This window comes from Leptospira adleri, assembly GCF_002811985.1.
In the GTDB taxonomy this organism is placed as follows: Bacteria; Spirochaetota; Leptospiria; order Leptospirales; family Leptospiraceae; genus Leptospira; species Leptospira adleri.
In genome coordinates, this window is the sequence record NZ_NPDU01000103.1 from 1 (window position 1) to 12,257 (window position 12,257).

Annotated in this window: 16 protein-coding genes; 3 read left to right on the top strand and 13 right to left on the bottom strand. The window is 41.7% G+C overall.

Going from position 1 to position 12,257, the window contains the following annotated elements:
- Nucleotides 1–273: 273 nt before the first annotated feature.
- From fliE to flgB, 3 genes are all read right to left on the bottom strand, one after another.
- Nucleotides 274–657 (bottom strand): flagellar hook-basal body complex protein FliE, encoded by a 384-nt coding sequence (gene fliE / locus CH376_RS22290; RefSeq protein WP_100787053.1) that lies wholly within the window; start codon nucleotides 655–657, stop codon nucleotides 274–276.
- A 2-nt stretch (nucleotides 658–659) separates the two neighbouring features.
- A complete protein-coding gene (gene flgC, locus CH376_RS22295; protein WP_100787054.1) occupies nucleotides 660–1,121 on the bottom strand; it encodes a flagellar basal body rod protein FlgC in 462 nt (153 codons plus the stop codon).
- Between the two features lie 64 nt (nucleotides 1,122–1,185).
- Nucleotides 1,186–1,617, bottom strand: a complete 432-nt coding sequence (gene flgB, locus CH376_RS22300; protein WP_100787055.1) for a flagellar basal body rod protein FlgB — start codon at nucleotides 1,615–1,617, stop codon at nucleotides 1,186–1,188.
- Nucleotides 1,618–1,742: 125 nt separating this feature from the next.
- On the opposite strand from flgB, the gene CH376_RS22305 reads away from it, so the two are divergent.
- The 3 genes from CH376_RS22305 to CH376_RS22315 all read left to right on the top strand — a co-directional run bounded on the left by CH376_RS22305 (nucleotide 1,743) and on the right by CH376_RS22315 (nucleotide 3,585).
- A complete protein-coding gene (locus CH376_RS22305) occupies nucleotides 1,743–2,033 on the top strand; it encodes an STAS domain-containing protein (protein WP_100787056.1) in 291 nt (96 codons plus the stop codon).
- A gap of 107 nt (nucleotides 2,034–2,140) precedes the next feature.
- A complete protein-coding gene (locus CH376_RS22310; RefSeq protein WP_243394802.1) occupies nucleotides 2,141–2,488 on the top strand; it encodes an LIC10301 family lipoprotein in 348 nt (115 codons plus the stop codon).
- Nucleotides 2,489–2,526: 38 nt separating this feature from the next.
- Nucleotides 2,527–3,585 (top strand): tetratricopeptide repeat protein, encoded by a 1,059-nt coding sequence (locus CH376_RS22315; protein WP_100787058.1) that lies wholly within the window; start codon nucleotides 2,527–2,529, stop codon nucleotides 3,583–3,585.
- Between the two features lie 254 nt (nucleotides 3,586–3,839).
- Here the strand turns inward: CH376_RS22315 and CH376_RS22320 are convergent, their stop codons facing one another.
- The 10 genes from CH376_RS22320 to CH376_RS22365 form a co-directional block, all read right to left on the bottom strand.
- Nucleotides 3,840–4,256, bottom strand: a complete 417-nt coding sequence (locus tag CH376_RS22320) for a YbaN family protein (protein ID WP_100787059.1) — start codon at nucleotides 4,254–4,256, stop codon at nucleotides 3,840–3,842.
- A 120-nt stretch (nucleotides 4,257–4,376) separates the two neighbouring features.
- On the bottom strand, nucleotides 4,377–4,985 hold the full coding sequence (locus CH376_RS22325) for a hypothetical protein (protein WP_100787060.1): 609 nt from the start codon (nucleotides 4,983–4,985) through the stop codon (nucleotides 4,377–4,379).
- A gap of 278 nt (nucleotides 4,986–5,263) precedes the next feature.
- Nucleotides 5,264–6,148, bottom strand: a complete 885-nt coding sequence (locus CH376_RS22330) for a WGR domain-containing protein (RefSeq protein ID WP_100787061.1) — start codon at nucleotides 6,146–6,148, stop codon at nucleotides 5,264–5,266.
- A 112-nt stretch (nucleotides 6,149–6,260) separates the two neighbouring features.
- Nucleotides 6,261–7,229, bottom strand: coding sequence for a dienelactone hydrolase family protein (locus CH376_RS22335; protein ID WP_165781805.1), 969 nt, complete (start codon nucleotides 7,227–7,229; stop codon nucleotides 6,261–6,263).
- 525 nt (nucleotides 7,230–7,754) lie between these two features.
- The gene (locus tag CH376_RS22340) at nucleotides 7,755–9,155 is read right to left on the bottom strand and encodes an NAD(P)(+) transhydrogenase (Re/Si-specific) subunit beta (RefSeq protein WP_100787062.1); all 1,401 of its coding nucleotides are present in this window, start codon (nucleotides 9,153–9,155) and stop codon (nucleotides 7,755–7,757) included.
- 4 nt (nucleotides 9,156–9,159) lie between these two features.
- On the bottom strand, nucleotides 9,160–9,444 hold the full coding sequence (locus CH376_RS22345) for an NAD(P) transhydrogenase subunit alpha part 2 (RefSeq protein ID WP_069608768.1): 285 nt from the start codon (nucleotides 9,442–9,444) through the stop codon (nucleotides 9,160–9,162).
- A 65-nt stretch (nucleotides 9,445–9,509) separates the two neighbouring features.
- Nucleotides 9,510–10,229 carry a 7-cyano-7-deazaguanine synthase QueC gene (gene queC, locus CH376_RS22350; protein WP_100787063.1) on the bottom strand — a complete coding sequence of 240 codons (720 nt, stop codon included), beginning with the start codon at nucleotides 10,227–10,229 and terminating at the stop codon, nucleotides 9,510–9,512.
- A gap of 14 nt (nucleotides 10,230–10,243) precedes the next feature.
- The gene (gene queD, locus CH376_RS22355; protein WP_100787064.1) at nucleotides 10,244–10,624 is read right to left on the bottom strand and encodes a 6-carboxytetrahydropterin synthase QueD; all 381 of its coding nucleotides are present in this window, start codon (nucleotides 10,622–10,624) and stop codon (nucleotides 10,244–10,246) included.
- 84 nt (nucleotides 10,625–10,708) lie between these two features.
- Entirely contained in the window at nucleotides 10,709–10,900 is a 192-nt protein-coding gene (locus CH376_RS24110) for a hypothetical protein (RefSeq protein ID WP_125231968.1), read from the bottom strand.
- A gap of 196 nt (nucleotides 10,901–11,096) precedes the next feature.
- Nucleotides 11,097–12,194: a hypothetical protein gene (locus CH376_RS22365; RefSeq protein ID WP_100788442.1), complete on the bottom strand. Its 1,098-nt coding sequence runs from the start codon at nucleotides 12,192–12,194 to the stop codon at nucleotides 11,097–11,099.
- Nucleotides 12,195–12,257 lie beyond the last annotated feature (63 nt).

Genomic DNA, 12,257 nt, shown 5'->3' on the forward strand with positions numbered 1-12,257 from the left:
TAAAGCTCATGGCTTGATCGTGTGAGGAGAGCTCTTCTCAAGTTCTCATTTGTGCGAAACTTTAAGGACACTATCAGAAGACCGGATATTACAAAGAATCGAAAAGTAAACCTTACCGGAAAGGATTTCATTCGTTAGTATGAAACGGCTGGGTTAAAGGAAAACGAAAAGAGAAGAATGGAATCGAATTTTGAAAAAGAAAAAAATCCTCCGTTCCTTTCGGAACGGTCCGTTTAAAAACTTTCACTTCTAAAATTAAAAGAAGAATATTTTTTATCTCAGAGAAGTCAATTCTCTGTAAGCGCGAACGACTCCGTCGGCGATCGTCTTTGTGAATGTGAGAGCGACTCTCGCTTTTTCGGAAGCGATCATCACTTCGTGCGCATCCACAGAGTTCGGATCAAAGACCATTTTCTGGGTGAGTTCGTCCGCTTCCACCTGAAGATCGTTGACCGATGTCATTGCGTTTTTCATTGCTTCCGAAAAACTCTCGGCGACGTAATCGGGAGAAACGGGTTGTTTTACATCTTTGTAATGTCTATCTTCAGTCGTGAATACATCGACCTTGTCTCCTTTCGGAGTAAGGGGATGAGCTTTCCCGCCGTTATAACCGGAATTATAAGTATACCAGAGTGAAGAATTAGAATTGATTTCCATAATTATGCCCTACCTATTTCCAGCGCTTTGTTAAACATCGCTTTGGAGCCGTTGATCATCTGCACGTTCGCTTCGTAGGATCTAGAAGCCGAAATCATGTCCGTCATCTCGGTTACGATGTTTACGTTCGGCATTTCCACGTATCCTTTTTTGGGTCCGATCTGAATCGAGTCCGGATGTGTAGGATCGTAAACCAAACGAAGCGGAGTCATATCCTTTTCGATCTTCATTACCTTTACGCCTTTTCCTTCTCCGGGAGAAATACCGAACGGATATACGGGACTATTCCATCTGGTTCTCAGGTTGATCGGAGTCATCACGACCCGATCTCTTCGAAAAGGTCCGTCTCCATTCGTATTTCTTGTGGTCGTTGAGTTTGCGATGTTGTTGGATATCACATCCATTCGCAATCTTTGCGCGGATAAGCCTGTTGCGGAAATGTTGATCGATGAGAAAAGGCCCATGGCTACTTCCTAAACGGTAAAATTATGTCTCATTATAATGAATTCAAGGAAAATATTTTAATTCTTAAGCCATTCTCATGACTTGCTTTAGATCTCGGTAATTCTGGTTGATTCTTTCCGACATCATCATGTATTGCATTTGGGAATTGGATGCTTCCACGACTTCCTTCTCCACGTCCACGTTATTGCCGTCGGCTCTCATAGTAGTCAGATAGTCGATATTGGCCTTGGGTTGAACTTCCCGATAATCCAAGGGTTTGAAGAATGAAATATGGCGGTCGTCTGAAATTTGTGTTGGAACTTCTTTGACTGCCTCGATTTTTTCGGATTCGATGGCTCTTTTGATCATAGATTCGAAGATCACTTCGGATCTCTTAAAATGAGGAACGTCCGCGTTTGCGATATTGTCTGAAATTACTTTTCTCTTTAAAACGGAACTATTCATTCCTCTTTCCAGTAAATCCTGGGTTTTCATGAAATGGGTTTTCTCAAACATTATTTCTCTCCCCTCAAAAAAATCGGTTGAATTTGCGTTTTCCACGAGAGATTTTTTTTACTTGGGAAAGTTTTTTCGTCCGAAAGTATATGAGGACGCCGAAGAACTTGAAAGCGAATCTTAAAATGTCAGATAATTCAGAAATAGTCGAAATCACTCCTGATCTCACCATTCTTTTTAACGACTACTATGCGTTTCGAACGATGCTCATGGACGCCATCGCTAAAAAGCCGAAGTCGATCATTCTCAACCTCGGCGATATTCCAGTAATGAATTCGATTTCAATCAGTTCTCTCGTATGGTTTTTGAAGAATGCAAAATCGGAAGGAATTCACTGTACGATCAGCGCGATTCATCCGGATTTGATGAATACCTTCGAAGTTTTAAACTTAAAGGAATACATCGATCATCAGTGATTCTCCCGCTTTCTTTTCCCGTTTTCCGCCCCAATCCCTGATTTCTTCCCTTTCCTTTGCTTAGATTTTCATTGGACAACCAAGGATGGATCTCTATGTTTGAATCTATGAAAAAATTCGCTCTCATTTTAACTCTCGTTCTATTTCTTTTCTCTTCTTGTAAAAAGAAAGAGGAGCTGATTTTAGGGGATTGGGTAAAGGTTAAGAATTGTCCTGAAAAGGGAGAATGCAAAGACCCGGATAAAGGAAAAGGAAGTCACCTTCTGATTCTTCCGGACGGTTTGGCAAAATATGATACATTTCATCTTACCTACAAAATGAAGGATGACGACATCCATTTTAATCTCGCGGATCTCGCTTTTGATCTGGAATATAGAATTCTAAAAGTCAACGCAAAGGAACTTCAGCTCCTAAATAAAAAAGAAGACAACGTAGAATTCTTCGAAAAGAACTGATTCGGTTTCGGTTTTCCTTCGAATAAAAAATCGTAAACATGAAACGTCCTTTAATTCTTCTCCTCTTAATACTTTGTTCTTTCGGTATTCTTTTTGCCGATGATGAAGACGAGAATCTTCCCGGGAACGTTTCTTCGACTCCAAACATGGACGGCGGATCTCCTGCGGACGCCGCAAGAAGAAGAGTTCAAATCGCCGCTCTCAATACCGAAACCGTAAACCTGATTCGTGCGAACAATTTGGCGAGGGCTTCCGTTAATATAGAAAGAATCAAGAAGTTAGACGAGAACACGGTAGAATATCATTATCTCAAAGGTTCTTATCTTTACGCGCAGGGCCGTTATCCGCAAGCGAAGAATTCGCTTCTGAGAGCGATTCAGATTCAACCGGGACACGACCCTTCTTATTACCAGTTGGGAATGATTTTTGTTCAGAGAAACAAATGGCCTAGATCTTTGGAATACTTTCAGAAAGCGGTGGAGTTATCCAATTACAATCCATTCTATAGAATCAATCTCGCCCTCGCTTATTTTGAAACCGGAAATTATCTCCGTGCGAAAGCGGAAGCCGAAAGGGCGATCGAATTAAAGCCGAATTTCAGAGCGGCGAAACTTCTTCTTTTAAAATCGAATTTTCTTTTGGGAAACAAAGCCGACGCTTACGCGCAGTGTGTGGAATTCGTAAAAGACGGATTTCAATCCAGGGAATATATGCTGATCCATGCAAGACTTGTAATGGACATTCATCAGAATTTTCGAAAGGCTATTAAAATCTATAATCTCTACGGAGAACTTCCTTTTCAGGAGAAAAGATTTTTGGCGCACGCATATTACAATACCGGAAATTATCGCGCGGCGGCCGCAACGTATCAACAAGTGATTCAGTTTAAGATCGCCGAAGAAGAAGATAAGATCGAATACATACGTTCACTTTCCTTTATCAAGGATTACAGGAGATTGGAATCTTTTGTGACGTCTTGGTTGCAGGAAGAACCTGATAAGAGAAGGAAAGTGCAGGAAGCCTTGGACATTGCGGAACTTCTCAAAGAGAACGACTCGAAGGTTTTCCACATGTTTCCTTCTCGATCCCCCTATTAAAAAGGATTCTTGCCGTACGTAGTTCCGACAAAATTCTACCGTGAAAGCCGCGCGTCCCACCTGCGGCACGATCCGTAGAGAGCGCCGCGCTGAGTTTTGAGTGGAGGGATGATGAGCGACTCATAGGGAGCGAATCATTGAGTTTCGATGGCGGGAAAAATCGGGAGATTTTCCCTTTACCACAGAATTACCTTTTGCACAAGGATAAATACGTTTGATTCGTTGTCGTAACTCCGACAAAGAATATTTTAAATTCAGTTTTTTACTTTGGTAGGAATTCGTATCAAATAGATCACGACGAGAACGCCGATCAGAGAAATAAGAATTTTTACCGCTAAAATCGGAATAAAAAAGAAAACGGTCGTTCCTATCGTTATAAAAATCATGGAGATGGCGATGATCTTTGCGCGGAGCGGAATCATTTTGTGAATTCTCCAGTCGCGAATATAAGATCCGAAATAGCGATTGTTCATAAGCCAATTGTAAAATTTATGCGAGGCCCTCGCATAACAGGCCGCAGATAAAAGTAAGAACGGAGTCGTTGGAAGAATGGGCGTGAAAATTCCGATGATCCCCAACGTTAGGGAAATAGAACCCGCGACAAATAATAAAAAGCGAATGAACTTGGATCTATGAAGTCGAACCTCGTCGCTGTAATCTTTTTGTTCCATATTCTATAGAATGAAAGCGGCATTCAACAATTCAATTCTTTTGCAACTTGAGAAATCATTTGCGGTTGATTCCGATCGAATGAGATTCTTAGATAAATCCGAATGAACGAAGTGAACCCGTCATCGCTCGTTCCATACACGATCTGATTCGAGCCAATCGTTTAAAAGTTGCGCGTCTTTATTCTTTGCGAACTTTTTGAGAGGTTCCAATTCAATCGGAGAATATCTTTTTGCGAGTTGGAATAATACGTCCAACTGCGCAACCGTATGATCGAGATCCAAAGAATTCAAATATCGAATGTAAAGCGGCAGATATTTTAGATTCTTTTTAAGAAGCCAGAGAACGGCGTAAGTTCCCGTTTCCAATTCCTCATGGGTGGCAAGTCCTTCATCGTTATTCTCTTCGTTGAAATGTATCAGCGCTTCTATGTATTCCGAAACTGACGTTTCAATCAAAAAATCCGAGTTCGGAATTTTGGAAAAGAGAGCCTCTTCATCCAATATTCGATCTTCCATCGTAACGCCGAAGCCGAACCACGGGTCCGAATCTTCGAAAATCGGATCGGAGAAAACTAAATCGTCCGCATTTTTGAGAATTCTCGTCCAAGAGTCTACGGCGTCCCTAACGGATAAAGAAGTAAGATCCTCCACGGCGACTAAAACGAGATGGCCGGTAAATCCTGCTTCCGGATCCATTTCCACGATACGAATAGAAAATTCGGTTTTCATAATATACTCCCGTTCAACGGAAAATTTTGAATTCCCGCCAACAGCTTCCGCTTTCGTTTTTCTCCGGATTCTTGTGAAAGAATTTTTCAAAGACGAACGTAAGCTCATTCCAAGTAGAATCCAAAAGGCCCTTTTTTTGCATTCAATCTTTTTCCTTGAGACCATTTCTTTAGCGATAAACCACACAAAATAAAACCGACTTTGTCAAATAACGATTCAAGGAGAGGTTGTTTTCCAAAAAACAAATGACTGAGTTTTTTCAAGGCCGATCTAAAAATTTAAGAATAAACTTCGGAGAAGAATTCCATATCGAGAATTCTTTGCGCAAAAATTCTTAAAAGAATCTGACCGAAAAAAAACCGATCGGCTTCTTTGATCGTTACGACTTCGCAATCTTCGTGGGATACAAAAAGGTAAGCGGGTTCTTTGTGAATCGTCTTTTTTAAGGGATTGTTTAAAATCCAATTCTGACCAAACTCGATAATACAAGGGACGTCTTCCAGAGATAGGTCTTTATTTTCCAGCGCTTCTAAAAATTTTTCATTGTCGCCTTCTTCGATTGCTTCGGGCTCCCATCCGCCGCCGTTGATTTTTCCATTCTTATCCATTCCGAAAAATCCGATCGATCCTCCGCCTAAGTCTTCGTAATAAATTCCGTTATGCACCTTTGAGACTTTTGTATAACTCTTCGGAAGACCTTTTCCTGGAATTTGAGTGAACGGAGGTCGGCAGATCAATTCCGCGTTTTCATCTTCCAAGTCTTTAATTTTGATTTCGGCGGTTAAAGTTTTTTCTTTTTCATTTAAGGAGAAAGAAATTAAATTTTCGGACAGTTTTTTAAGAATTTCCTTGTCTTCTTCGTTTTCCGTTAAAAATGAAAAATGTTTTATAAATGCTTCCTTCGGCGTATTTGAATCGAGCAGGGATTTCCATTCCGCGAGAAAATCTCCGGTGGAATTCTCCTTATATCCTTTCTTTAGTTTTTCATGAATCAGTTTTTCCGCTTCTTTTAGACATTTGTCTTCCGAATCGAAGGTTTTTGTCTGCGTTTGTCCCGCGGTTCCGGTTTTACCGAAGGTCACTGTGAAGGAATTTCCGGAGGTTTCTAAGTTCCAGAATTTATCGGATGTCCCGTCTTGAAAAGTAAGTTCTCGTTTTGTCATACGCCGCCTCTTGTAATATTAGAATATTCAAATTTTAGAATGTATTCTTCTTGATCGATGTGGTAAGTTCGTTTTTCATTTTTGCTTTTCAAGATCAATAATTTAAAAATTTTTACGGATTGTGCAATTGAAAAAAGTTGATCGCTTCTTGGTCCGCTAGCGGTTTTGCGTTTACATCGTTCGCATCGAACTGATCGTTTACCGCCTTGGCCTGATCGAAACTGTGATGTGTGTTGGGATATACCGTTATCGCAATAGAATTGTTTGTTCCTAAGCTAGCGCCTAACGTCTGCGCGCGGTTAACCCGGTCGTCGCAATATCCACCGGTATAAAGAGGGTCCAATCCCGCCGCGAGAATTTTCAAATGAGTATACGGCAGATACGTGCTTGTTGAAATTCCTCCAAACGCGCCGTTTAGACCGCAACCCGGGTAATAGGAAATCACTCCTTTGAAAGGTCTCGGATATTTCTGACGGTATGGAAGGGTGGAATTCGTATCAACTGTCGAAATGACGCTGCTTCCTCCATGCGACCATCCTAATAAAACGATTCTTTCATTTAGGATAATCGAGGATCTTCTTACGTAGTCTAAAGCGGCGTAGGCGTCCGTTGGACGATCCGTAACTTCGGAGGTTCCTGCACCCGATCCGTTTCCACACTGATTCTGCTCCGCGTTTCTCGGCGTGAAACTATCGAGCAACAAAGTGGCGTAACCTAAATTTTTGCCGCGTCCCGCCCATTCTGTAAAAAGCGAAGCAACGCCTTTCGAGGGATCGTTATAGGAATAAGCTCCGCCGCATCCGTGCATCATGACGATCAAAGGAAATTTTTTTAAGCCCGCGGGTTTTGAAAAATAGCCGATGATCGTGATGTTCTGAGTGGAATTGAATATCTGAACTTTATAATTCGTGAGTTCCGTTTCCTGATCGATCGGAACCGGACCGGAGATTAAGTTTTGAAATTCGATCGCTTGCGCGGCGCCCAGTAAGAATAAAAAGGGAACTTCCTCTTTGGAATGTTTGCAGTTCGAAAGTAAGATAAAATTTACAGCCAAGGTTAGCGTGATTTGTAGGAACTTCATGCGAAGTATAACAGAACGTTTCTAAGATATTTCGGTTTAAATCGATAATATTTTTCTCGGATTATAGAAGAATAAAATAGAATTTTATTTCGAATCAGACCTTCTCTGAAAAGTAATCATTTCGTATTACGATTTCCGATTCGATTCAATACCTCGGATTTGTTTATTGAAAGGAATCTTTGGATAAGAACCTATATCGTCTCATTGAATGAGAACTTGATTTTATTTCCGCAAAACTATGTTACGAATTCTTTGCGAAGTTTTTTGTAAAACTTTAGAAACGAGAAGAGTGTTGGATTTTCTGCTTCGTATTGATCAGTTTTCGTTTTGATTCTAATACAATTCATTCTTAAGAACGGACGCGTAAAGGTTCGAATCAATTCTTAGAAGTCGAATGAGGATTTAATACGTGAGTCTTTTGTGATGTTCTTGAGTTGGTCCGGAGCGGACGGCTCTTTGCAAATAAAAAAGCCGGACTTTTCAGGATCCGGCTTTGAGGAAAATTCTCTAAAAGAATGGAAAAGATTAGGTGTCTTTTAGAGCGGTAACGATTTCTTGAGTCGCTTTTTTTCCGTCTTGGAAATACATCAAAGCATTGTCTTGGATGAAAAGAGGATTCGGAACTCCAGCAAATCCAGGACTCAAACTTCTTTTGATCACGATTACTGTCTTTGCTTTGTCCACGTCCAGAATCGGCATTCCCGCAATCGGACTACCCGGATCGGTCTTCGCGAGCGGGTTGACCACGTCGTTTGCACCGTTGATGATCACTACGTCGACTTGTTCGAAAGTAGGATTGATCTCGTCCATTTCTTTCATTTTATCGTAAGGGATATCCGCTTCTGCGAGAAGAACGTTCATGTGACCGGGCATTCTTCCTGCAACCGGGTGAATCGCAAATTCTACGTCGATTCCTCTGTCCGTTAGAATATTATAAAGATCTCTTACTGCATGCTGAGCTTGTGCAACCGCCATTCCGTAACCCGGAACGATCACGACTCTTTGAGCCATATCAAGAAGCATTGCGACTTCTTCCGCGGAAGTACTTTTGGTTTTTCCGGCGTAGATGTCTTCTCCGCCTTTCGAGTTATCGACTGCAGCGCCCAATCCTCCGAAGAGAACGTTTGTAAGAGAACGATTCATCGCCTTACACATAATCTGTGTTAGGATGATGCCGGAAGCTCCTACAAGAGAACCCGCGATGATAAGAACGTTGTTTCCGAGAACAAATCCGGTCGCCGAAGCCGCGATTCCGGAATAAGAGTTCAAGAGTGCGATCACGACGGGCATGTCCGCTCCACCGATCGGCATTACGAGAAGAATTCCTAAAACGGAACCGACCGCAACGACGTACCAGTACCATTCTATCCTTTGAGGTTCGACCACTACAAAATAACTGAGTGCGATGGACGCGACGAAGAAGATGATCTTAACGAGTTGATCGCCCGGATAACGGACCGCTTTTTCGGAAAGAAGTCCTTGGAGTTTTCCGTAAGCCACAAAACTTCCGGTCAAGGTTACCGCACCGATGATTCCGGACGCAGCGGTCGAAACCGTAAACTGATATGAATTTAAGACTTCAAGATTGGTTCCTTGATGTAGAACTTCCATCACCGCCGCACCTGCAACGAGAAAAGAAGCAAGACCTCCAAAACCATTGAGAGCCGCGACGAGTTGAGGCATAGAAGTCATCTCTACTTTTACGGAGAGATAAACTCCGATCGCGGTTCCAACGATGAATCCCGCTAAGATGTATTCGTACGCAAGGCCTTTTTCAACGAGTGCTGCCGCAACCGCGAAGAACATTCCCACAGCGCCTAAGAAGTTTCCACGAACCGCGGTCTTCGGGTGAGAAAGAAGTTTCAATCCTACGATAAAAAGAACCGAGGAGAGAAGATAAATTAAATTGATAATCGATTTTTCCATATTCTTACTTTTCTTTCTTCTTGAACATTCCTAACATTCTGTGCGTAACTAAGAATCCGCCGATCACGTTGATGGTTGCAGCAACCATCGCCACAAATCCGATAATGTTGATCAAGGGACCGTTCACCGAATGAAGAGATAAGATCGCCCCAATGATCGTGATTCCGGAAATAGCATTGGAACCTGACATAAGAGGGGTATGTAAAAGAGGAGGAATTCTTGTGATGACCTCAAAACCTACGAATACGGCTAATAAGAAGATCGTCAGGTAACCTACGAACTGTTCCATTATAACTTTTCCTAATCAGAGATTCCTTTCCAAAGAGCATGGAAAGGCCGGGTTTACCGATGGGATCACTTTTCAGAAACTCCTGTCTCCTGAAAACCTTTTTTTCTCAAGAGACAGGCGTCGCATTTTCCGCAGGCTTTGCCGTTTTGCGGGTCATAGCAGGAGAATGTGAGTTGAAAGGGAACGTTCAATTTACTTCCCAAGAGAACGATTTCTTTCTTAGTAAGATTTTGAAGAGGAGTTATGATTTTAAGAGGAGAACCTTGACTTCCCTTTTTCGTTCCGAGTTGAATCGCCATTTCGAACATCTTGATAAACTCGGGTCTGCAATCCGGATAACCGGAATAGTCCATCGCATTGACTCCGATGTAGATCGAATCGGATCCGGTTCCTTCCGCGAGTGAAGTTGCGAAAGAAAGAAAGAGAATGTTTCTTCCGGGAACATACGTATTCGGAATTTCATCTTTTCCTAAAGAATTCTTCGGAACCTTGATCGACTTTTGTGTGAGAGAGGATCCTAAGAACAATTCCGGTTTTAACTTTTGAATCGTATGTGGAATTCCTAATTTGCGCGTGATTTTTCTTGCGTAAGACAATTCGATTCTATGTCTTTGTCCGTAATCGAAAGAAAGGGCTCGGACTTCTTTACCGTCTGCGATCGCTTGATAAAGACAAGTGGTAGAATCCAATCCTCCCGATAAAAGAACGATCGCCTTGTTGTTCGAGGTTTTCACTTTGGAATCGTTTTTTTTTCGATTCGAATTCTTACTTTTATCTGAATCCAAAACTCGCCTCTTGTTTAGTGAGAATTTTTCGGACCTTCGTAGATGCAGGCGCTCGTACAAGTTTCGTTGAGAGTGATTTTGTACAAAAGAGGAAGGAGCGGTTTGAGATGATTCCAGAGCCAGACGGAAATATTTTCCGAGGTCGGATTCTCCAAGCCTGGGACGTCGTTGAGATAATAATGATCGAGATGATTTTCGATGAGAGGCTTTACGATCTTGCTGACTTCCGCGTAATCGATGAGCCAACCGGTATGAGGATCGATTCTTCCTTTGAGATGAAGTTTAAAACGAAAGCTATGACCGTGAAGTCGTTTGCATTTATGGCCGTCGGGTACGTTGGGAAGAAGATGAGCGGCGTCGAAGCGGAATTCTTTAGTGAGTTCGATTTCTTCCATGAGGTCCTGCCCGAGTTGAAAAATATGTTCGGAAGATCTAAAGTGATACGGGATCAGGAGAAGAATTCTTTGAAAAAGCCGGTCTTATTTAACCAGCTCTTTCAGAATTTCTTGTCTTTTTTGATCTTTCTGATGTTCGTTCAAAACCAACCATTCTCTTTTGATTTGTTTTGAGCTTACGCCCTTAAGTTCTGCGTATTTGTTGAGAAGTTTTGCAGTTTTCTGGTTCATATCGACCAAAAAACTGGAAACGGAGTCTCTGTCAAGTAACTCCAATCGGAATCGTTCCCGAGAAAAAAATTCTTGGAAGAGTTCCTACATTTTAACGGATGTCGATGATCTTTCTCGGAATCGCCGTTGAATAAAGTTTTTCTCCGGAGTTCCGACTTGAAGCGACCCGTAGGGAGCGTTCCCTTGCTTTGCGAACCGAGATTTGCGTCACTGTGTTGCATCGAAGGAAAAATAGGAGTTCCTACTTTTTTTCCAAAAAGGGTTTGAGAATCTGATCCAAGGAATCGATCGATTCCTCCGTCGAAATTTTACCAAGAATTTTCACGTCTTCCAAAACAAAACCAATCTTATGTCTCTTAGAGGGGAGAATGTTTCGAAAGGAAAGTTCAGCCTTCCAAATTGTAGGAACTCCTCGGATGGGACCTTTTTTTTCGATTGTATTCTCTTTGAAAAAGGAATCGATTTCTAAAAACAAAGAATGGCTCGAATGCATCGAACATCTCGCGATCGTATGAAACCCGTTTTCACCCGCGGTGGACGGAACTCCGAAACTTAGTTCCCAAAAAGTAGAACCTTCGCTGCTCATCGCTTTTCTCCCGTAAAGCAAAACCGCTTTGATCGTTTGCTCGGCCGCTTTGAATTCCAAAAATTCTTTTTCATCCGGATGAAAAAGAAAAACGATTTGATTTTCTCTCAGATAATTTTTTTGGAATTCTCCGGAATCGATTTTTTCAGAAACTAGATTCCATTTTACCCCGCAAATGGATTTGAGTTGGGGAGCAAAGATGGAATCCAGAATTCTTTTTCTTTCCTTTATGGAATCCGAAGAAACGATTTCGTTTTCGTATTCTAATATATCATAATATAAGAATATAGTTTCGCCGATTTCGTTTTTAAGAACCCAACCGAGAATCTTCGCGTTCTTTTTTATCCTGGAGAATTCTTGAAAGAGAGAAGGGGCCTCGTTTTTAAAAAGAAAACCGTTCTTCGTCCAGATAAAAATTCCGGAAGAATGAAGAATCGCCTGAGCCGGAATTCCATCCGGACATATCAGAAAGTGAGTTCCAGCGGAGATTTTTTCCTCAAGAAACGCGGCGCGTCCGGGCGATTTTTTCGGTAAGGAAGGATCGATTCTTTTTGAAATCGAGTCGTAGTCGAGCCTCTTGAGTTCCCGATCCGGAAACAGAGAAGAAAGAAGTTCAACAACCGAAATCGATTTCCAATTCACTTTCAAATCCCGAAATTTTTCAAAAAGAATTCCGGTTTCTAAATCGAAAAGGTCCGCAACGATTTCGATCAAAAGTGTTTCTTGAATTTTAAGATTTTGTTTTCCAATCAAAAAAGAATGACTTCCACGCGATCTAAGTAGAAAAAGAAACGAATCAAGAAATCAATCCAGTGT